The organism is Shinella sumterensis, from assembly GCF_004514425.2.
In the GTDB taxonomy this organism is placed as follows: Bacteria; Pseudomonadota; Alphaproteobacteria; order Rhizobiales; family Rhizobiaceae; genus Shinella; species Shinella sumterensis.
In genome coordinates this window covers 168,932-188,225 of record NZ_MYFN02000006.1, presented here as the reverse complement: position 1 = coordinate 188,225, position 19,294 = coordinate 168,932, and the positions used below count along the sequence as shown (strand labels likewise).

General features: G+C 62.6%; 20 protein-coding genes and 1 tRNA gene. 11 read left to right on the top strand and 10 right to left on the bottom strand.

Going from position 1 to position 19,294, the window contains the following annotated elements; translation table 11 throughout:
- Positions 1-132 precede the first annotated feature (132 nt).
- The 5 genes from yajC (at position 133) to B5M41_RS13560 (ending at position 4,882) form a co-directional block, all read left to right on the top strand.
- Positions 133-471 (top strand): preprotein translocase subunit YajC, encoded by a 339-nt coding sequence (gene yajC, locus B5M41_RS13580; protein ID WP_134649104.1) that lies wholly within the window; start codon positions 133-135, stop codon positions 469-471.
- 87 nt (positions 472-558) lie between these two features.
- Positions 559-3,066 carry a protein translocase subunit SecD gene (gene secD / locus B5M41_RS13575; RefSeq protein ID WP_134649105.1) on the top strand — a complete coding sequence of 836 codons (2,508 nt, stop codon included), beginning with the start codon at positions 559-561 and terminating at the stop codon, positions 3,064-3,066.
- On the top strand, positions 3,059-3,445 hold the full coding sequence (locus tag B5M41_RS13570; protein WP_134649106.1) for an Mth938-like domain-containing protein: 387 nt from the start codon (positions 3,059-3,061) through the stop codon (positions 3,443-3,445). Before secD ends, B5M41_RS13570 begins: the two co-directional genes overlap by 8 nt.
- Positions 3,446-3,466: 21 nt before the next feature.
- Positions 3,467-4,318, top strand: coding sequence for a phytoene/squalene synthase family protein (locus tag B5M41_RS13565; RefSeq protein WP_167719047.1), 852 nt, complete (start codon positions 3,467-3,469; stop codon positions 4,316-4,318).
- A gap of 114 nt (positions 4,319-4,432) precedes the next feature.
- Positions 4,433-4,882, top strand: a complete 450-nt coding sequence (locus B5M41_RS13560; RefSeq protein ID WP_134649107.1) for a hypothetical protein — start codon at positions 4,433-4,435, stop codon at positions 4,880-4,882.
- A 9-nt stretch (positions 4,883-4,891) separates the two neighbouring features.
- Here the strand turns inward: B5M41_RS13560 and trmFO are convergent, their stop codons facing one another.
- From trmFO to B5M41_RS13540, 4 genes are all read right to left on the bottom strand, one after another.
- On the bottom strand, positions 4,892-6,301 hold the full coding sequence (gene trmFO / locus B5M41_RS13555) for a methylenetetrahydrofolate--tRNA-(uracil(54)-C(5))-methyltransferase (FADH(2)-oxidizing) TrmFO (protein WP_134649108.1): 1,410 nt from the start codon (positions 6,299-6,301) through the stop codon (positions 4,892-4,894).
- A 157-nt stretch (positions 6,302-6,458) separates the two neighbouring features.
- The gene (locus tag B5M41_RS13550) at positions 6,459-6,602 is read right to left on the bottom strand and encodes a DUF1127 domain-containing protein (RefSeq protein WP_134649109.1); all 144 of its coding nucleotides are present in this window, start codon (positions 6,600-6,602) and stop codon (positions 6,459-6,461) included.
- A 340-nt stretch (positions 6,603-6,942) separates the two neighbouring features.
- Positions 6,943-7,086 (bottom strand): DUF1127 domain-containing protein, encoded by a 144-nt coding sequence (locus B5M41_RS13545; RefSeq protein ID WP_134649244.1) that lies wholly within the window; start codon positions 7,084-7,086, stop codon positions 6,943-6,945.
- Between the two features lie 139 nt (positions 7,087-7,225).
- Entirely contained in the window at positions 7,226-7,591 is a 366-nt protein-coding gene (locus B5M41_RS13540) for a hypothetical protein (RefSeq protein WP_134649110.1), read from the bottom strand.
- A gap of 358 nt (positions 7,592-7,949) precedes the next feature.
- On the opposite strand from B5M41_RS13540, the gene B5M41_RS13535 reads away from it, so the two are divergent.
- The 4 genes from B5M41_RS13535 (at position 7,950) to tig (ending at position 11,520) form a co-directional block, all read left to right on the top strand.
- The gene (locus B5M41_RS13535; protein ID WP_134649111.1) at positions 7,950-9,053 is read left to right on the top strand and encodes a DUF2157 domain-containing protein; all 1,104 of its coding nucleotides are present in this window, start codon (positions 7,950-7,952) and stop codon (positions 9,051-9,053) included.
- A 1-nt stretch (position 9,054) separates the two neighbouring features.
- A complete protein-coding gene (locus tag B5M41_RS13530) occupies positions 9,055-9,645 on the top strand; it encodes a GDYXXLXY domain-containing protein (RefSeq protein WP_134649112.1) in 591 nt (196 codons plus the stop codon).
- Between the two features lie 134 nt (positions 9,646-9,779).
- Positions 9,780-9,864 (top strand) — tRNA-Leu (locus tag B5M41_RS13525).
- Between the two features lie 180 nt (positions 9,865-10,044).
- Positions 10,045-11,520 (top strand): trigger factor, encoded by a 1,476-nt coding sequence (gene tig / locus B5M41_RS13520; RefSeq protein ID WP_134649113.1) that lies wholly within the window; start codon positions 10,045-10,047, stop codon positions 11,518-11,520.
- A gap of 101 nt (positions 11,521-11,621) precedes the next feature.
- On the opposite strand, the gene B5M41_RS13515 is transcribed toward tig, so the two are convergent.
- Positions 11,622-12,059 carry a BA14K family protein gene (locus B5M41_RS13515; protein ID WP_134649114.1) on the bottom strand — a complete coding sequence of 146 codons (438 nt, stop codon included), beginning with the start codon at positions 12,057-12,059 and terminating at the stop codon, positions 11,622-11,624.
- Positions 12,060-12,343: 284 nt separating this feature from the next.
- Here B5M41_RS13515 and B5M41_RS13510 point away from each other — a divergent pair, with 284 nt between their 5' ends.
- On the top strand, positions 12,344-13,318 hold the full coding sequence (locus tag B5M41_RS13510; protein ID WP_134649115.1) for a GlxA family transcriptional regulator: 975 nt from the start codon (positions 12,344-12,346) through the stop codon (positions 13,316-13,318).
- 75 nt (positions 13,319-13,393) lie between these two features.
- Here B5M41_RS13510 and B5M41_RS13505 read toward each other — a convergent pair whose 3' ends face one another.
- The 5 genes from B5M41_RS13505 to B5M41_RS13485 form a co-directional block, all read right to left on the bottom strand.
- Positions 13,394-14,170 (bottom strand): amino acid ABC transporter ATP-binding protein, encoded by a 777-nt coding sequence (locus B5M41_RS13505; protein WP_134649116.1) that lies wholly within the window; start codon positions 14,168-14,170, stop codon positions 13,394-13,396.
- Between the two features lie 16 nt (positions 14,171-14,186).
- Positions 14,187-15,341, bottom strand: coding sequence for an amino acid ABC transporter permease (locus tag B5M41_RS13500; protein WP_134649117.1), 1,155 nt, complete (start codon positions 15,339-15,341; stop codon positions 14,187-14,189).
- Between the two features lies 1 nt (position 15,342).
- Positions 15,343-16,551 (bottom strand): amino acid ABC transporter permease, encoded by a 1,209-nt coding sequence (locus B5M41_RS13495; RefSeq protein ID WP_134649118.1) that lies wholly within the window; start codon positions 16,549-16,551, stop codon positions 15,343-15,345.
- Between the two features lie 94 nt (positions 16,552-16,645).
- Positions 16,646-17,674, bottom strand: a complete 1,029-nt coding sequence (locus B5M41_RS13490; protein WP_134649119.1) for an amino acid ABC transporter substrate-binding protein — start codon at positions 17,672-17,674, stop codon at positions 16,646-16,648.
- A gap of 118 nt (positions 17,675-17,792) precedes the next feature.
- Positions 17,793-17,966 (bottom strand): hypothetical protein, encoded by a 174-nt coding sequence (locus tag B5M41_RS13485; RefSeq protein ID WP_160871469.1) that lies wholly within the window; start codon positions 17,964-17,966, stop codon positions 17,793-17,795.
- Positions 17,967-18,037: 71 nt separating this feature from the next.
- Between B5M41_RS13485 and B5M41_RS13480 the strand changes: the two genes are divergently transcribed.
- Complete coding sequence (locus B5M41_RS13480) at positions 18,038-19,228, top strand: cystathionine beta-lyase (protein WP_134649120.1); 1,191 nt, start codon at positions 18,038-18,040, stop codon at positions 19,226-19,228.
- The last annotated feature ends 66 nt before the right edge of the window (positions 19,229-19,294 follow it).

The window sequence follows — 19,294 nt, the reverse complement described above, 5'->3', positions numbered from 1 at the left end:
AAAAGGGGGAAAACACTTGAAAAACGAGAGCTTCTCGGTCTCGTGTGTTGCATTGGATGTGTGCTTGCCTATATTCCGGCATCCGAAATGGGTCTACAGGCCTTATAAATCCAAGTTTTCAAGGAGTAGCTGATGTTCATTACCGAGGCCTTCGCCCAGACGGCGGCACCCGGCGGTTCAGCAGGCGGTGCAGACATCCTGATGTCTATCCTCCCGTTCCTGCTGATCTTCGTGGTGATGTATTTCCTCATCATCCGCCCGCAGCGTGCAGCCATGAAGCGTCGCGAAGAGCTTCTGAAGAACATCCGCCGCGGCGACCAGGTCGTCACGGGCGGTGGCATTGTCGGCAAGGTGACCAAGGTCGTCGACGACAGCGAGCTCGAAGTCGAAATCGCAGAAGGCATCAAGGTGCGCGTCGTGCGCAGCGGCGTCAGCGAAGTCCGCGTCAAGGGCGAACCCGTCAAGGAATGACTTGGCTTGCCGTTCGGCCGAGGGTAACCTCGGCCTGCGGCCCGACTGGTTTTCAGCGGCGCTGGCGCCGTTTTTGTCGAGATCGCAATGCAGCAATCCGCCCGCTGGAAAACATTCCTTCTCTGGTCCGCGTTCCTGGCCAGCCTTCTCGTCCTGTTGCCGAGCCTTGTGCCGGCCCGCATGGCGGCCGGCCTTCCGGACTGGGTCTCCGCGCATCGGCTGAAACCGGGCCTGGACCTGACCGGCGGCTCCCGCCTCGTTCTCGATATTTCCCGTGACGACATCGTCGATGCGCGCCTGCGTGGTGCCGTCGAGACGATCGGCAACGCCTTGCGGGCAGCGCAGATCCCCTACGGCAATCTCAACGGCGCTGACGATCAGGTCGATGTGACGATATCGGCAGCCGGCGACGCCGATAGGGCAAGGCAGGCGCTTGAAAGCCTTGGGCTCGGTACGCTCAATACCGGCGAAAACGGCGAATTCAGCATCGTGCTGTCCGATGCCGCCGTCGATGAAGCCGTGGCGGCTGCATCGCTCGGCGCGGTCGATGCCGTGCGCCGGCGGGTGGAGAGCCTGGATATTCCCGCGCTGACCGTGGGGCGCGGCGACCGCGGCCGCATCGTCGTGTCGATGCCCGGTCTGACCGACCCGCAGCGCGTGAAGGATATGCTGGCGACCGTCGGCAAGCTTTCTGCACGCCTGATCGACGACAGCGTGCCGGTCAATACGGCCATCGAGAACGGCGCGCCTGCCGGTTCCGAAGTGCTCTATTCCGCCGACGAACCGCCGACCGGTTATCTCGTGCGCCAGGATGACCTTTTCACCGCCGCCGACGTCGCATCTGCGCGGGCATCGGCAGATGGCGAACCCTTCATCGAATTCGTGCTGCGCAAGGAAGCCGCCGACAAGCTCGCCGCCTTCACGCGCGACAACGCCGGCCGAACGATCGCGATCCTGCTCGATGGACAGGTGATCTCGACATCGCAGATCCAGGGCGCCATCAGCGATGGCGTCGGCCGGCTTTCCGGTGATTTCGATGCCGAAGGCGCGGCAAACCTCGCCCGCATCGTCGCCAGTGGTCCGCTGCCGGCCGCGCTTACCATTCTGGAGGAGCGATCGATCGAGCCGGTACTCGGCACGACGTCGGTCGGCTCCATCGCCCTGGCGCTCGTCGTTGCCGTCGTGGCGGTCGTGGCCTTCATCACGTTCTTTTACGGCGTGCTCGGGGTCATCGCGTCGCTGGCGCTGTTCTTCAACGTGCTGCTGACATTCGCCGCGCTCGCGCTGATCGGTGCGCCGATCTCCCTCTCCATGATCGCGGGCGTCGTGCTGACCGTCGGCCTTGCCGTCGATGCGAGCGTTCTGATCTTCGAACGCATCCGCGAGGAGGTAAAGGCCGGGCGTCCGTTGTCGCAGGCGGTGTCGGTCGGTTTCGGTCGCGCCCGCACGACGGTTCTGGATGCGTCGGTGACGATGCTGATCGCCGTCGCCGTCCTGTTCCTCTTGTCGGCGGCGCCCGTGCGCGGCTTCGCGCTGGCGGTCGGCGTCGGCATGGTGGCGACGCTGTTCACCACATTCGGGCTGACACACCGCCTTGTGCGCATCTGGCTCGGCCGCAGCCATGCCATGCGCCTTCCCAAAGGCGTGCGCAGCGGATTTTTCGACAGCCTGAACCTCCGCTTCATGGCGGTGCGCAATGCCGTTTTCCTGGCGACGGCCGCCCTGTCGCTCGTGATCGCGGGCCTGCTTGCGCTCGGCGAGCTGCGGCTCGGGATCGATTTCACCGGCGGCGCGGCGGTCGAGGTCCAGGCGAAATCGGGCAAGGCCGATCCGTTCGACATCTCCGCGCGCCTTGCCGATGCCGGCGTCGCCATCCAGACCGTCGATACACGCGCGGACGAGCGCCGCGCCATCGTACGGCTGACCTCGCAAGGGGATGGCGAGAACGCCGAGCAGACCTCGGTCCTCGTCGCACGCGGTGAACTTGAGGACGACTACGATTTCCGCCGCGTCGAGGTTGTCGGCCCGTCGATATCGGGAGAGTTGATCGATACGGCCTCCCTCGGCTTCGTCGCCGGGCTTCTCGCGCTGATCGCCTATATCTGGGTGCGCTTCGAATGGCATTTCGCCATCGGCGCCGTCATCGCGCTGGCGCATGACGTGTTCTTCACGCTCGGCTTCCTCGCCATCGCCAATATCGAGTTCAACATCAGCGCTGTTGCCGCGCTCTTGACGGTCGCCGGCTACTCGCTGAACGACACGATGGTCGTTTACGACCGCATCCGCGAGAATCTCCGACACTTCAAGCAGATGCCGCTGCCGATCCTGATCGACGACGCGATCAATCGCACATTGTCGCGCACGGTCCTGACCTCCGCGACAACGCTGATCGCGCTTGCCGCTCTTGCCCTCTTCGGCGGCGAGGCGATCCGCACATTCGCGCTGACGCTGCTCTTCGGCGTGGCGGTCGGCACCATATCCTCCATCTACATTGCCGGGCCCATCCTCATCCTGTTCCGTCTGCGGCCGGAGCGCTACCGCCCCGGCAAGGGCGGTGCGGTGACGGCCCCGGAAGCGACGGGAGCCAATGGCTAAGGGAATTGAAATACGGGAGGCGCACTTCCCCGGACGCGCGCCGATTGATGCATACGGCAATGGTGGCTTCCGTTTTGCCGACATGTCACACCGCGGCTCCATCCTCTGCCTGCCCTCGGGCATTCATGGCTGGGACAAACAGGATGGCAGTCCGGTGACGCTGGACGACCTGCAGCGCGTGCTGGACGAGGCCGGCGATATCGAGGTCCTGCTTGTCGGCACCGGCAAGGAGATCCGCCCGCTTGCGCCGGAAATCAAGGCGGCCCTGCGGGAGCGCAGAATCAGTTCCGATCCGATGAGCACGGGTGCGGCCGTGCGCACGTTCAATGTCATGCTGGCGGAGAGCCGTGCGGTTGCCGCCGCGCTTATCGCCGTGTGACGGACGAGGCGGTTTTTCGACGTGAGCGATAACGATACCCATTATGCGCACTGCCTGGCGGTGCTTCGCGACACCGATCGCGACCGCTATCTCGCCTGCCTTCTGGCGCCGGCTGAAAAGCGTGGCGCGCTTGCCGCCCTCTATGCCTTCAATGCCGAGCTCGCACGGGTGCGCGACGTCGTGCGCGAGGCACTGCCGGGCGAAATCCGCCTGCAATGGTGGCGGGATCTTCTGGAGGGGCAGGCGGATGGCGATGCGCTGGCCAACCCGCTGGCGGCGGGCCTTCTCGCCTGCGTGCGGGATCATTATCTGCCGGTCGCGGTGCTGACCGATATGATCGAGGCTCGCATCTTCGACGTCTACAACGACCCGATGGAGAGCCGTTCGGCGTTCGAAGGCTATGCGGGCGAAACGGCCTCGGCGCTCATCCAGCTTGCGAGCCTCGTGCTCGATCCGGTCAATGCGCCGAAGTCGGCCGACGCGGCAGGGCATGCCGGAGTCGCGCAGACCGTTGCCGGCGCGCTTCTGATGCTGCCCATCCATCGCCGGCGTGGTCAGGTCTATCTGCCTGCGGACCTGCTCGCGGCGACGGGCCTGTCGCCGGAGGCGCTGCTGCGGGGAGACGACAAGGCCGCCGCCGGGCGCGCCATCGAGGCTTTTGTGGGCCTGGGGCGGGAGCATCTGGCCAAGGCGCGTGCGGCGGGTGGAGTCTCGACGGGCAACCGCCCGGCCTTCCTGCCTGTGGCGCTCGTGCCGCACATCCTCGACGCTGCCGAAAAGGCCGGTGCGGACGCACTCGAACGCGTGCTGCAGCCGGCTCAGTGGCGACGGCAATGGTGGATGTGGCGGGCCCTGCGACGCGGTCCTTTCTGAGCCGCCCGGTGGAACCGCTTGGCCCGGGCCTCGTTTGACGAGCGACACGCAAAACTGGCGCAAGCCTCGTTTGTTAGGGAGGCCGAATGTTATCGGCGCGGGGGAGTTCACGCCATGCTCTGGACAATCACGATCGTGTGCCTGTTTCTGGTGGGCCTGATCTTTCGCCAGGCGTTTCAACGGGACGAGCGTGAGAAAGCCGAGAACGATTCGGGGCTGGCGATCCTGGAGTTCGGCCGGGCCTTTCCCGACGAGGCCATCCGAGATGTCGTGACCACGGCAAACGGCAAGACCGTGTTTCTGCGGCTGCATGACGGCAAAGCCGGTTGCATGAACGCACACGGCCTGCACTACACCTGCCATCTCATCGAGCCGGGCACGGTGCGCGTCGAAAGTGCCGGTCCCCGCCGGCTTTCCGTGACATTCGCCAATGCCGCCTTCGAGGGCGGAACATTCGAATTCCGCAATGAGCAGCAGGCCGCGGAAGTTTCGCTCTGGCTGCTCGGCAGCTTCAGGCCGATGACCGCCGTTGCCGGCGACCGGATTCAGAAACAGCCTAACTGAGGCCGAAGATCAGCCTTTCAGCCAACGGGCGCAATCTTCCAGCGCGCGCGCGGCCGTTGCGTGCTTCTTGGCGAGCGCCTTGTCCTTGCCGCGGAAGCGCTTCACCCCGTCCGGCTTCGTCACGGTGCCCGGCTCAAGCGGCGGGAACAGGCCGAAATTGATGTTCATCGGCTGGAAGGAGCGCTTGCCCGGCTCATCGTCCGACACGATATGCCCGCCGGTAATGTGGTTGAGCAGCGCGCCGAAGGCGGTGGTCTCCGGAGGCAGGATAGGCGTGGCGCCCTGGCGCTCGGCGGCCGCGAAGCGTCCCGCCAGCAGGCCGATGCTGGCACTTTCGACATAGCCTTCGCAGCCGGTGATCTGGCCGGCAAAGCGAAGTCCCGGACGACCCTTCAGCGTCAGCGATCTGTCGAGCAGGGTGGGGGAGTTGATATAGGTATTGCGGTGCAGCCCGCCGAGGCGCGCGAATTCGGCGGTCTCCAAGCCGGGAATCAGCCGGAAGATCTCCGCCTGTGCGCCATATTTCAGCTTCGTCTGGAAGCCGACCATGTTGTAGAGCGTGCCGAGTGCATTGTCCTGGCGCAGCTGCACGACGGCGTAGGGCTTTACTGTGGGATTATGCGCATTGGTCAGCCCCATCGGCTTCATCGGCCCGTGGCGCAGCGTCTCGCGGCCACGTTCCGCCATCACCTCGATCGGCAGGCAGCCGTCGAAATAGGGCGTGCCTTCCCATTCCTTGAAGCCGGTCGTGTCGCCGGCGATCAGTGCATCGATGAAGGCGTTGTATTGCGCCTCGTCCATCGGGCAGTTGATATAGTCCTTGCCCGTACCGCCGGGCCCGACCTTGTCGTAGCGCGACTGATACCAGCAGATATCCATATCGATGCTGGCGGTGTGCACGATCGGCGCGATGGCGTCGAAGAAGGCGAGCGAATCGGCGCCGGTCCGCGCCTGTATGGCCTCCGCCAGCGATGGGGCGGTCAGCGGACCGGTGGCGATGATGGCCTGGTCCCAGTCCTCGGGCGGAAGCCCCGTCACTTCCTCGCGCGTGACGGTAATGAGCGGATGATCCTCGATGGCGGCCGTCACGGCGTCGGAAAAGCCGTCGCGGTCTACCGCGAGCGCGCCGCCGGCCGGAACCTGATTGGCATCCGCCGAGCGCATGATGAGCGAACCGGCCAGCCGCATCTCCGCATGCAGCACGCCGACGGCATTGCTCGTCGCGTCGTCCGAGCGGAAGGAGTTCGAACAGACGAGTTCGGCGAGGCCATCGGTCTTGTGCGCATCCGTGCCGCGCACGCCGCGCATTTCATGCAGGATGACGGGAATGCCGCGTTCGGCGATCTGCCAGGCGGCTTCCGAGCCGGCGAGGCCGCCGCCGATGACATGGATGGGAGTGTGCGAAGAGGTCTTGGTCATGGCCGGTTCGTTACCATGGGCCACGCCGCAATTCCAAGGAAAAGCATGGAAGCGAGGCAACATGCCCGCGGAATCAAAAACGGCACCATATGGTGCCGTTTGAAGCGTTCCTCGCGCGTCGCCGTTTCCGGCCGCAGCGGCGGAAACCGGCTATGAATTAGCGGAAGGAACGGGAAGCGATGTCACGGATGTCGTAACGGGTCAGGCCGATGTCCGAGAGCGTGTGGTTCGACAGGTTGCCGAGTTCGTTCAGGGTGCGGCGGTAGGAAATCCAGTTCTTAGCGATGCGGAGCGGGTTCATGGTCGTGTCCTAGAAGGTTTACCCGGAGGCTTTCCCCCGGCGTTGACGCTCATATACGCGACATCCCCGTTAATGTGCAGTGCAAAGAAAATGCAGCTGCTATGCATTTGTGCAATAAGACGATCAAGGATAAGGCAACTGCCGTCACTGCATGCAAAAAAGGCAGATAAGGGCGCTATATCAGGCAGATACAGCAATGCATCTGCGTCACTTCACCATCTGCAGGATGTCGCAGCCTGTAATCTGCGACATTGTGCGGCGCAAAAAGACCGGGAAACGAAAACGCCCTTCGGCGGAGGCCGAAGGGCGTTCAATTTGCGACCCGTGGGGTCCGCTCGGCTTAGATGGTTGCCTTGCGTGCGATATACGGGATATCGCTGCGGCCGATGCCGAGGTCACGAAGCTCGCGGTCCGACATGCGGCCGAGTTCGGTGACGGTCTGACGATACTTGCGCCAGTTGTTGAAAGAGCGTGCCAGGTTCATTTTCATACCCCTTTCTTGGGCTTCGTACTGAGCGGCCGCTCGTCGTTGGCGCCGCCCTGATCTGTTGAGCCGGACTATACGCTCGAGCGGCAAAATGAACAGCGCTCGATTGGCACGGCACCCATGCATTTCTTGCATGTCAAGCAGAAATTTTGACAAAATTCTGGCCAAAAAAGGCCGCCTCGCCACACTGGTAAACATTCGCTATGCAAATCCGGAATAGGCCGGCCCGAATGGCGAGGGGCGATGCGCAGCGCTCTGAAGAAAGGCGCCGGCGCCGCCACGGCCACGGGATATGGATCTTGGAAATCACGGGGAGCTCAAAAGAATAACGCCCGCTGGGGGAGGAGATCCAGCGGGCGTCATTGATATTGATTGGCAACTGGGAGGAGGAGTGTTGCCAATCGATCGAAGGGGCGCTGGGAGGAGGAGTGCGCCACTCCGAATTCCATCGATCACCGTTTCCGGTAACCTGATCTTTCGGCGTCATGCCGGGCCCGATCATCTGGCCTTTCCGCAACCTGTCGCCTTAAAGCAGCGCCTCGTTGCGGCTGGATCATCATTGATCCGATGCTTGTAATATAACCGGGTCATTCGGTTTTGTGCAGTGCAATATGGTCATGGATGGTATGCGCTGCCTGCATGCCGTCTGGACCGGATCGTTACGGCCAAATCTCTCATGGTTTTCTTTATGTTTTGTTAATCCTGATTGCGTGTCCGCAGAAAACGTCGCGATTTTGCTGCCGCATTGACGGTTTTCTTCACTTTTGCCGTGACCGGGCATTTTCGGCCAGCCTATAGTGCGGCCGTTGACAGGGCCGGAATCGCGGCGAAGGCGCATTTTTGAAGGGGACGGCGGGGCAATGTACAGGAGCTGGCTGGAACGAGACCTGAAAATGTGGGCGGCGCAGGGCCTGATCGACGCGAAAACAGCAACCGTGCTGCTCAACGAGTACGATTCGCGTCCCAGCGCCTTCAGCGTGGGGCGCGTGCTTCTGATCATCTCGGCACTTCTTTTTGCGGCCGCCGTCCTCCTGCTTGTCGCGGCCAACTGGGAAGCCATTCCGCGGCTCGTGCGCCTGGCAGGCATTATCGGCGTCATCTGGGCGGCCTATTTCGGCGGCGGTGCGCTTCTGGCGCGCGGCGCAGAGCGTCTTGCGGCCGCTTTCCTCGTTCTGGGAGCGCTGTCCTTTGGCGGGGCCATCGCGCTTGTGGGGCAGATGTACCATCTCTCGGGCGACGCGCTCCAGGCGGCGCTCGTCTGGTTCGGCGGGACGGTGGCGGCGGCCGTGCTGTTCCGGTCGGGTGCCGTCACCGTCGTCGCCGGCTTTCTCGCCTTCGTCGTCTCGGGTACGGACTGGACACAATCCTACGCGGCCGATCAGATGCTGCTGCTCTGGCTGATGCCGCTGATGGCGGTCATCGTCATCGCGCTTGCGCGCTACACCGGCGCCGGGCGTGCACGCCACCTCGGCTATCTGCTGTTGGTCGCCTGGCTCGCCTTCATCTACAGCGAATACTCCACTGCAACGACGGCAATCGCCATCGTCGTTTTCGGCGCCGTTGCCTATCTTGCCGCCGCGCTGCCGCAGTCGCCATTGCATGCCATCGCCCGCAGCGCCGGTTCGGCGCCCGCTTTCTACGCCTATCTCGTGCTGATGCTCGGGCTCGTGGTCCTGCATGTCGAGTTCGATGCGGTGGGCGAGCGCCTGGCTGTCGGTATCGTCACGCTCGGCGCGGCGATCGCCGGCATCGCGCTTTCGGGGAAGGAGAACGGCGCGGTCCGGTATTTGGGATACGTGGCCTTCGCGGCGGAGACACTCTATCTCGCGTCGGAAACCATCGGCTCCATCATCGGCACCTCCGGTTTCTTCCTCGTCTCCGGCCTCGTCGTCGCCGCCATCGCCTGGGCGGTGATCGCACTGGAGCGCCGGCTTGCGTCCAATGAAGACAAGGTGGAGGCCTGATATGACCCGGACGCGTTCCTTCCGCCTGTCGCCGCTCGTTGCAGCACTTATCGTCGCCGTGCTCCAGACCGCCGTGATCGGCTATATGGTCGAAAGCCGGGCGTCCATCCTGCGCAACGGCGCGGATATCCGCCTGAAGACCAGCCCGGTCGATCCGCGCGACCTGCTGCGCGGCGACTACGTCATTCTGTCCTACCCGATCTCGACCATTCCGAGCTCAATCGTTGCCGGCGACATTCCGGAAGATGGAACGCGTGCGCGTCTCTCCGTGCGCCTGAAACCTGATGCGGACGGCCTGTGGAACGCAACGGAAGCACGCTTCGAAGACATGGCGCCCGAGGAGGGCTCGGTCATCCTGCGAACACTGCCCTTCATTATCAATACATACGGGGCCGGCGTCCTGGCTGACACGCTCTTCGTGCAATACGGCATCGAGCGCTACTATGTGCCGGAAGGCGAGGGCAGGGCGCTGGAAAATGCCCGCAATGCGCAGGAGCTGGATGTGGAGGCGCGGGTGTCGAGCGATGGCACGCCACAGATCGCGCGGCTGCTGCTGCGCGGGGAGCCGGTCTACGACGAGCCGCTCTATTGAGCCGAAGCGCCGGAGAACGGTCATTTTCCTGTCATTTTTCCTTTGATCCCTTGGAAACGGATGATATAGAGACGCCGCGCTCGGAAGGCGCCACTGGAGCGGCCCGGCCGCCTGTGGACAGCGGTTTCTGAGACGCGGGTATGGTGAAATTGGTAGACACGCCAGATTTAGGTTCTGGTGCCGCAAGGCGTGGGAGTTCAAGTCTCTCTACCCGCACCAGAGCCACCAAACGTGGAAACCGGACGTTTCCGCGGGGTGTGGAATGTTAGAGCGCGCCATTTTGCTTGCCAAAAGGCCACCGAATTCAGTAAAGCCACTGCCGGCAAATGGACCGGCGGGGTGTTCGCCATAACCGGCAGCCCGGTTTGAACACCGCCAACTCGAAATAAAGGTTTGAACATGCAGGTTATCGAAACGCTCGCTGAAGGGCTGAAGCGCGAAATCAAGGTCGTCATCCCGGCCAAGGACATGGAAGCTCAGATGAACGAGCGTCTTGAGGACGTGAAGGGCCGTGTCCGCATCAACGGCTTCCGTCCGGGCAAGGTGCCGTTCGCACATCTCAAGAAGATGTACGGCAAGTCCGTCATGGCCGAGCTGGTCAACGAGATCGTTCGCGACCGCCCCTCCGCAATTCTTTCCGAGCGCGGCGAAAAGTCTGCCACGCAGCCGGAAGTCGCGATGACCGAAGACCAGGCCGAGGCCGAGAAGATTCTCGCCGGTGAAGCCGATTTCGAGTTCACGCTGGCCTATGAAGTCATTCCGGCCATCGAGCTGAAGGACAATTCGGGCATCGCGGTCACGCGCGAAGTCGTGGAAATCGACGCCAAGGAAGTCGACGACCAGATCCTGCAGATCGCCGAAAGCGCTCGCTCCTACGAAACCAAGAAGGGCAAGGCCGCCAATGGCGACCGCGTCACCATCGATTACCTCGGCAAGGTCGACGGTGAAGCCTTCGACGGCGGCAAGGACGAAGACGCAGAACTGGTTCTCGGTTCCAACCGCTTCATCCCGGGCTTCGAAGAGCAGCTGGTCGGCTTGAAGGCTGGTGACGAGAAGGTCATCACCGTGACCTTCCCGGCCGATTACCCGGCTGCAAACCTCGCCGGCAAGGAAGCCACCTTCGACATCAAGGTCAAGGACGTCGCTGCTGCCGCCGACATCGAGATCAACGACGAGCTCGCCAAGAAGCTCGGCCTCGAATCGGCCGACAAGCTGCGCGAAATCGTCCGCGGCCAGATCGAAAGCCAGTACGGCTCGGTCACGCGCCAGAAGGTCAAGCGCCAGATCCTCGACCAGCTCGACGAGATGTACAAGTTCGACACGCCGGAGCGCCTGGTCGACGCCGAATTCGAAAACATCTGGCGCCAGATCAACACGGACCTCCAGCAGTCCGGCAAGACCTTCGCTGACGAAGACACGACGGAAGAAGCCGCGCGCGAAGAATACCGCAAGCTGGCCGAACGCCGCGTCCGCCTCGGCCTCGTTCTCTCGGAAATCGGCGAAAAGGCCGGCATCCAGGTTTCCGACGAGGAAATGCAGCAGTCGCTCTACCAGCAGCTGCGCCAGTTCCCCGGCCAGGAAAAGCAGATCCTCGAATATTTCCAGAAGACCCCGGGTGCCGCCGCTTCGCTGCGCGCGCCGATCTTCGAAGAAAAGGTCGTCGATCACCTGCTCGGCGAAATCAAGGTGACGGACAAGACCGTCTCCAAGGACGAGCTGATGGCTGACGACGAGGAAGGCTCCGAGAAGGACGCCAAGAAGGCTGCGCCGAAGAAGAAGGCTGCTGCCAAGGCCGACGCTGCGGAAGGCGAAGAAGCCGCTCCGAAGAAGAAGGCCCCGGCCAAGAAGAAGGCCGCTGAAGGCGACGCCGAGTAAGTATCCGGAGGAGGGTTTCGGTCCTCCATAATGCCTAAGCAATGCAAAACGCCCGCGATATCCATCGCGGGCGTTTTGTTTGTAGGGAAGAGGTCTGCGGCTTATCGCGAATAGGGCGAGACGCAGCTTCGGCGCGGACCGTTGTTCGGCTGGAACGTGTTGTCGTAGGCGCGGTATGAACGATAGCGGTTGGAGCACCAGCTGACATGCGAGCCGCTCACGTCGCGGTCACGGGTCACAGCACCGCCGATGGCCGCACCCAGGCCGAAGGCAGCCAGCGGGTACCACCAGCCATCGGAATGGCGGCGATAGCCGGGACGGCGGTCGCGGTAACCGCGATGGCCGTGCCAGCGCCGCTCCGCCCGGTCGCGGCGATGCATGCGTTCACGACGCTCATAGCGATACTGCACCTGCTCGACGGCCGACGCCGACGGAACCGGAACGTTCGGGAACGTAATGGCCTGTGCCGGGACGAAGGACGTCAGCGCCACGGCGATGGAGAGCGCACCCGTGGCAAAGATGGACTTGAGCTTCTGCATGATAGAACCTTTCCTGCTTGGTTGTCGCTTCAACGCGCAAGACAGGTGTAGGTTCCGGGCGACCGCAACCTGATGAGCGAAACGGTGCGAAGGACAGCGCAAAAAAAACGGGCTGGTCCGCCCTCGGGCTCGCCAACCCGTTCCGATAAAAAGCGGATCAGGGTTCGGGGTACAGGGGCTGTCGCCATGACCCGGCTGCATCTCCGGATCACCTGTGAGAGGGATCATGCCGGATTTATCTTTTCCCGATTGACATAATACGTCTGTTTTTTGACAATTTCCGCATGACCAGAGAAATGCCGCGGTCGGGCCCGCTCGACGTCACGATTGTTTTGCTGCCGGAATCGTCGATCATGTCGCTTGCCTCCGTGCTCGATCCCATGCGCGCGGCCAACCGCGTGGTGCCCGAACCGGTCTTCCGCTGGACGATACTCTCGCCGGAGGGGCAGCCGGTGCTCCTGACCTGCGGAGTGGAGGTTCGTGTCGACGGCGCGTTTGCCGATGTGACGGGCGGCGATGCCTTGCTCCTGATCGCCGGCTTCAACCAGGATTGCTACGCCGGGCGACCGTTCGTTGCGCGGCTGAAGAAGGTGGCACGGCGTTTCGGGATCGTGGCCGGCATCGAATCCGGCTGCTGGCTGCTGGCGCGCTCCGGCCTGTTGGACGGCCGCGACGCGACGGCGCATTGGGAGGAACTGGAGGACTTCGCGGCAGCCTTTCCTGCGCTCAACGTGCGCGCCGACCGCTTCGTCACGGACGGCCCGCTCTGGACATCTGGCGGGGCCTCGCCGACCTTCGACATGATGCTGCATCTGGTGCGCGAACGGTTCGGCTCGGCGGTGGCGCTCGATGTGGCCAGCGTGTTCGTCTACGACGAGACGCATGCCGCGACGGACGCACAGCCGCTCGTCTCATTGGGGCGCCTGGGCGAGCACAGGCCGGAGCTTGCTGCCGCGATCCGCCTGATGGAGCGCACGATCGACCGGCCGCTGACCATTGCGGCGCTGGCGCGCCGCCTCGGCTTCTCCACGCGAAAGCTCGAGACGCTGTTCGTCGACGGGCTCGGCGCAGCGCCCGGGAAATATTACCTGCGCCTGCGGCTGACGGCGGCGCAGCGTCTGGTGCGCGATACGCCGCTGTCCATGCAGGAGGTGGCGCTGCGCAGCGGCTTCGACAGTCTCTCGGCCTTCTCGCGCGCCTTCCGCAATCATTTCGGCGCAAGTCCGCTCAAGTTCCGGATGGGGCTTCGGACGAAATGAAGGGCATGACCAGCCAGACGGACGAAAAAAGGCGGGCACTCCGCCCGCCTTTTCCAAACCCGGATTTCGATCCGCTCAGTGCAGGATCTGGCTGAGGAACAGCTTGGTGCGCTCGTGCTGCGGATTGTCGAAGAACTCGGCGGGTGCATTCTCCTCGACGATCTGGCCCTGGTCCATGAAGATCACGCGGTTGGCGACCTGGCGGGCGAAGCCCATTTCGTGCGTCACGCACAGCATGGTCATGCCTTCCTCAGCCAGCGAAACCATGGTGTCGAGCACTTCCTTGACCATTTCCGGGTCGAGCGCCGAGGTCGGCTCGTCGAACAGCATGATCTTGGGCTTCATGCAGAGCGAGCGGGCGATCGCCACGCGCTGTTGCTGGCCGCCCGAGAGCTGACCCGGATACTTGTTGGCCTGTTCGGGGATCTTGACGCGCGTGAGGTAGTGCATCGCGATCTCCTCGGCCTCCTTCTTCGGCATCTTGCGCACCCAAATCGGCGCGAGCGTGCAGTTCTCGAGGATGGTCAGGTGCGGGAAGAGGTTAAAGTGCTGGAACACCATGCCGACTTCGCGACGCACCTCGTCGATCTTCTTGAGGTCGTTCGTCAGCTCGATCCCGTCGACGATGATCTGGCCCTTCTGGTGCTCTTCCAGCCGGTTGATGCAGCGGATCATCGTCGACTTGCCGGAACCCGACGGTCCCGCAATAACGATGCGCTCGCCCTTCATCACCTTGAGATTGATGTCGCGCAGCACATGGAAATCGCCGTACCACTTGTTCATGTTGACGATCTCGACGGCGACATCGGTCGCTGAGACGGTCATCTTCTGTGCGTTGGCTTGGTTGGCCATTGTTGTTTCCTCTCAGTTATCTTTTGTGGCCCTTGTCGAGCCGGCGTTCCACGAAGGCCGAGTAGCGCGACATGCCGAAGCAGAAAATCCAGAACACGAAACCGGCGAAGATCAGGCCCGTCAGCGGGGTGACCGGCGTGATCCAGCCCGAATCGCCAAAACTTGCCTTCACGATCCCAAGCAGATCGTACATCGAGATGATGGTGACGAGCGAGGTGTCCTTGAACATGCCGATGAAGGTGTTCACGATGCCCGGAATGACCAGCTTGATGGCCTGCGGAAGCACGATGAAGGTCATCTTGTGGAAGTAGTTCAGGCCAAGCGCATCGGCCGCTTCGTATTGCCCTTTCGGAATGGCCTGAAGACCGCCGCGGATAACCTCCGCCATATAGGCGGATGCGAAGATCGACACGCCGATCAGGGCCCGCAGGAACTTGTCGATATTGTTGCCCGGTTCCAGGAACAGCGGCAGAAGCACGCTGGCCATGAACAGGACGGTGATCAGCGGCACGCCGCGGATCAGCTCGATGAAGCCGATGCACACCATCTTCAGGATCGGCATGGATGACCGGCGCCCCAGCGCCAGCAGGATGCCGATCGGCAGCGACATGACGATGCCGACAAAGGAGATGATGAGGGTGACCATGAGGCCGCCCCACAGCGACGTTTCCACATGGCGCAGGCCGAAATAGCCGCCCAGCAGCAGGACATAGGCCACGAGGGGCAGCGCCACGAGCAGGAGGAGGGCATTGAGGCCCTTGCGCGGCACCCGCGGTATGAGGAACGGCACGAGCAGCGCGACGAACAGGCCGGCGACGAGCAGCGGACGCCACAGCTGATCGCGCGGATAGGAGCCGAACATGAACTGCACGAAGCGGTCGTTCACATAGGCCCAGCAGGCGCCGCTCCACCCGGCCGGCAGTTGGCCGCCCTGATCGGTGGTCAGGCAGGCCGTTCTGTCGGTCCCGGTCCACACGGCCGACACGAACAGCCAGTCGATGGCCTTCGGAAGGTAGTAGACGAGCACCGCAAGCGCGATCACCGTCAGAAGGCTGTCCTTCCAGGAGGCGAAGAGGTTGTGACGAATCCAGGCAAACGCGGACGAATCCGAGGTCGGCGGCTTTTCCGCCTCGATGAACCCGTCACGGACATAGGTAATGCTTTGGGACATCTCAGCGCTCCACCAGGGCCATCTTGGCATTGAACCAGTTCATGAACAGCGACGTGATGAGGCTGATCGAAACATAGACGAGCATCCAGATCGCGATGATCTCGATGGACTTGCCCGACTGGTTGAGGATGGTCCCGCCGACAGCCACGAGGTCGGCGTAACCGACGGCGACGGCGAGCGACGAGTTCTTGATGAGGTTGAGATATTGCGAGGTGAGGGGCGGGATGATGATGCGCAAGGCCTGCGGCAGGACGACGAGACGCGTCGTGTGTCCGCCCCGCAGCCCGAGTGCGAAAGCGGCCTCCGACTGGCCCTTCGACACGCCACGGATGCCTGCCCGCACGATTTCGGCGATGAACGACGCCGTGTAGAGGGAAAGTGCGAGGTAGAGCGCCAGGAATTCCGGCCCGATGGACATGCCGCCGCGCATGTTGAACGACCCCGGAACGGCGTAGTCCAGTGACAGCGGGCTTCCCATGACGAGGAAGACGAGGATCGGGAACAGCACGATCAGGCCGAGATTGACCCACAGCACCGGCGGACGCTTGCCCGTGGCCCGCTGGCGGGCATTGGCCCAGATCGTAAAGGCGATTGCCGCGACGATACCAAGGACGAAGGCCCCGACCACCATGCCGAATCCCTCACCGAAGATCGGGGCGGGCATGTAGATGCCGCGGTTGGAGATGAAGAAGATCGCGTCCGGGTTTTCCTCGAGATGCTGGAAGATCGTGCGGATCGACGGCAACAGGGCGAGAACGCCGAGATACCAGAAGAAGATGACGAGAAGCGGCGGAATGTTGCGGAAGATTTCCACATAGACCGTGCAGAGCCGCGCAATCAGCCAGTTGTTCGACAGGCGCCCGACACCGATGAGAAGGCCGACGATCGTCGCGGTGACGATACCGGCGGCGGCGACCACCAGCGTGTTGAGCAGACCGACCTGCAAGGCACGGAAATAGGTCGAGTCACTCGAATAGGCGATCAGCGTCTGCGCGATGTCGAAACCGGCGCGGCTGTTCAGGAAGCCGAAACCGGCGGACATGTTGGCGCGGGCGAGGTTCTGGACGACATTGTTCCAGGCGTACCACACCGCACCGACGATCACGACAAGTGTAACGACCTGATAGAGCACGCTTCGCAGCGCAGGATTGTAGAGAAGCGAAACCTTCGGCGGTTCGCTGGACCCGGTTCGGGTGTCCGCAAGAGCCATGCAAGTCCCCTGACATTGTGTTCGCCCTGTTTTCCGGGCGTTGTTCTAAAAAGGGAGGGCAATGGCTTGCCCTCCCGAAGCGGTGTCGTCCGACTTAGCGGATCGGCGGGGCGTATTGCAGGCCGCCCTTCGTCCACTGGGCGTTCAGGCCACGGGCGATCTTGAGCGGAGAACCTTCGCCGACATTGCGCTCGAAGGATTCGCCATAGTTGCCGACGGCCTTGATGATCTGCACGGCCCAGTCCTTCGGCACGCCAAGATCCGCACCGATGGTCGAATCGGCTTCTTCACCGAGGAAGCGCTTGATGTCGGGGTTGGCGGAGGTCTTCATTTCCTCGACATTCGCCTGCGTGATGCCGAACTCTTCGGCAGCCACCATCGCGTAGTGCGCCCAGCTGACGATATCGAGCCACTTGGAATCGTTCTGGCGAACGGCCGGGCCGAGCGGCTCCTTGGAGATGATTTCCGGCAGAACCATATGGTCGTCCGGGTTGGCCATCTTCAGGCGGATCGAGTAGAGGCCCGAGGCGTCCGTCGTGTAGGCGTCGCAGCGGCCGGCATTGTAGGCGGCATCGGCTTCATCCTGCGCTTCGAAAACGACCGGCTTGAAGTCCATGTTGTTGGAGCGGAAGTAGTCGGCGAGGTTCAGTTCGGTGGTGGTGCCCGACTGGACGCAGACGGAAGCGCCCGACAGCTCGAGAGCGGACTTAACGCCGAGTTCCTTCTTCACCATGAAGCCCTGGCCGTCATAGTAGTTCACGGCGCGGAAGTCGAAGCCGAGCTGCGTGTCGCGGCTGATGCTCCACGTCGTGTTGCGTGCCAGAAGATCGATTTCGCCCGACTGCAGTGCGGGGAAACGGTCCTTGGCCGAAAGAGGCGTGAACTTGACCTTGGTGGCGTCGCCGAAGACGGCAGCGGCCACGGCCTTGCAGAGATCCACGTCGAGGCCGGCCCAGTTGCCCTGCGAATCCTGTGCGCCGAAGCCGGCAAGGTTCGAGCCGTTGACGCCGCACTGGACAAAGCCCTTTGCCTTAACGTCAGACAGTGTGTCGGCTTGAGATGCTGTTGCGCCAAACCCCAGTACGGCTGCACCAACGAGCGCCGTCACGATTTTTTTTGCCATTTTTTACGACCTTTTTCTGTTGTCTTGTCTTATCTTATCTATCCGCAGGTCACGCGGTCCGAAAGGACACCTATGCGGAACTCGCCACCCTCCCGGCGCGAGGTCGCTTATCTCATGCTCAAAATTTCGCACGGTCAAGTGACACAGCCCATTTTCCATTCACTTCTCCAAATTTAAGGAAAGTTGGCGCGGTTTTGGGCAGGAAAATGGGGGCAAGTGCAGTCAGCCGCACAAAAAAACCGCTTGTTGGAAATTTGTAGCGCTTTCGGGGTTTCGCCTTCTTCTTGCGCACGGGGTTGACCTCACCTTCATGCTGGCGAAAAGTCCGCCGGAGGTAACACATTGCATCGTTCGGATTGATCCATGAAAAACAGAGACGAAATCCTCGCCGGCGCCGGCGTGAACACCCGCCTTGCCCATGCAGGCAACGACCCCGCCGACTATTACGGTTTCGTCAATCCACCCGTCGTGCATGCGTCCACGGTTCTCTTTCCCAATGCTGCGACCATGGAAAGCCGGGCGCAGAAATACACCTACGGCACGCGCGGCACGCCGACCACGGATGCGCTCTGCGCCGCGATCGACGAGCTGGAAGGCTCGGCCGGCACGATTCTCGTGCCGTCGGGTCTGGCAGCCGTGACCGTGCCGTTCCTTGCCTACCTTTCGGCGGGCGACCACGCGCTGATCGTCGATTCCGTCTATCACCCGACACGCCATTTCTGCGACACCATGCTGAAGCGGCTGGGCGTGACCGTGGAATATTACGATCCCTTGATCGGCGCCGGTATCGAGAGCCTGATCCGGCCCAACACCAGGCTCGTGCACACCGAGGCGCCCGGCTCCAATACATTCGAAATGCAGGATATTCCGGCCATCGCCGCTGCGGCGCACCGGCATGGTGCGGTCGTCACCATGGACAACACCTGGGCAACGCCGCTCTATTTCAAGCCGCTCGATTTCGGCGTCGACGTTTCCATCCATGCTGCCACGAAGTATCCGGCCGGTCATTCCGACATTTTGTTCGGCACGGTCTCGGCCAATGCCGCCCATTGGGAACAACTGCACGATACGCAGATCACGCTGGGCACCTGCGCCTCCCCGGATGATTCCTACCAGGTGCTGCGCGGATTGCGCACCATGGGCGTGCGGCTGGAGCGTCACCAGGAAAGCGCGCTGGAATTGGCGCGCTGGCTGGAGGGCGTGGACGATGTCGCGCGGGTCCTGCACCCTGCCTTGCCGAGCTTCCCGGGGCACGAACTCTGGAAGCGGGACTTCAAGGGGTCAAGCGGCATCTTCTCGATCGTGCTGAACGGTGGTTCGCCTGATCGTTACAAGGCCAAGGCCCATGCATTCCTCGATGCGCTCGGTATTTTCGGGCTCGGCTATTCCTGGGGTGGCTTCGAATGCCTCGCGGTGCATGTGAACCTCAACGACCGGCGGATCGCCAAGGCGCCGGAAGAGGGCCCGGTGCTGCGCCTCCAGATCGGCCTCGAGGACGTGAAGGATATCAAGGCCGATATCGAACGCGGCCTGGCTGCGGCGCGTTCCGTCTGACGGCTGCAAGCGCTTGAGATCACGGCTTGCCGGGGGGGCTTCCCGGCAAGTTGGGGAACATGCCGG

Coding starts and splice junctions, on each gene's coding strand:
- yajC (WP_134649104.1), top strand. CDS start 133: ATGTTCATTACCGAGGCCTTCGCCCAGACGGCGGCACCCGGCGGTTCA.
- secD (WP_134649105.1), top strand. CDS start 559: ATGCAGCAATCCGCCCGCTGGAAAACATTCCTTCTCTGGTCCGCGTTC.
- B5M41_RS13570 (WP_134649106.1), top strand. CDS start 3,059: ATGGCTAAGGGAATTGAAATACGGGAGGCGCACTTCCCCGGACGCGCG.
- B5M41_RS13560 (WP_134649107.1), top strand. CDS start 4,433: ATGCTCTGGACAATCACGATCGTGTGCCTGTTTCTGGTGGGCCTGATC.
- trmFO (WP_134649108.1), bottom strand. CDS start 6,301: ATGACCAAGACCTCTTCGCACACTCCCATCCATGTCATCGGCGGCGGC.
- B5M41_RS13550 (WP_134649109.1), bottom strand. CDS start 6,602: ATGAACCCGCTCCGCATCGCTAAGAACTGGATTTCCTACCGCCGCACC.
- B5M41_RS13545 (WP_134649244.1), bottom strand. CDS start 7,086: ATGAACCTGGCACGCTCTTTCAACAACTGGCGCAAGTATCGTCAGACC.
- B5M41_RS13540 (WP_134649110.1), bottom strand. CDS start 7,591: ATGATCGGGCCCGGCATGACGCCGAAAGATCAGGTTACCGGAAACGGT.
- B5M41_RS13535 (WP_134649111.1), top strand. CDS start 7,950: ATGTACAGGAGCTGGCTGGAACGAGACCTGAAAATGTGGGCGGCGCAG.
- B5M41_RS13530 (WP_134649112.1), top strand. CDS start 9,055: ATGACCCGGACGCGTTCCTTCCGCCTGTCGCCGCTCGTTGCAGCACTT.
- tig (WP_134649113.1), top strand. CDS start 10,045: ATGCAGGTTATCGAAACGCTCGCTGAAGGGCTGAAGCGCGAAATCAAG.
- B5M41_RS13515 (WP_134649114.1), bottom strand. CDS start 12,059: ATGCAGAAGCTCAAGTCCATCTTTGCCACGGGTGCGCTCTCCATCGCC.
- B5M41_RS13510 (WP_134649115.1), top strand. CDS start 12,344: ATGACCAGAGAAATGCCGCGGTCGGGCCCGCTCGACGTCACGATTGTT.
- B5M41_RS13505 (WP_134649116.1), bottom strand. CDS start 14,170: ATGGCCAACCAAGCCAACGCACAGAAGATGACCGTCTCAGCGACCGAT.
- B5M41_RS13500 (WP_134649117.1), bottom strand. CDS start 15,341: ATGTCCCAAAGCATTACCTATGTCCGTGACGGGTTCATCGAGGCGGAA.
- B5M41_RS13495 (WP_134649118.1), bottom strand. CDS start 16,551: ATGGCTCTTGCGGACACCCGAACCGGGTCCAGCGAACCGCCGAAGGTT.
- B5M41_RS13490 (WP_134649119.1), bottom strand. CDS start 17,674: ATGGCAAAAAAAATCGTGACGGCGCTCGTTGGTGCAGCCGTACTGGGG.
- B5M41_RS13480 (WP_134649120.1), top strand. CDS start 18,038: ATGAAAAACAGAGACGAAATCCTCGCCGGCGCCGGCGTGAACACCCGC.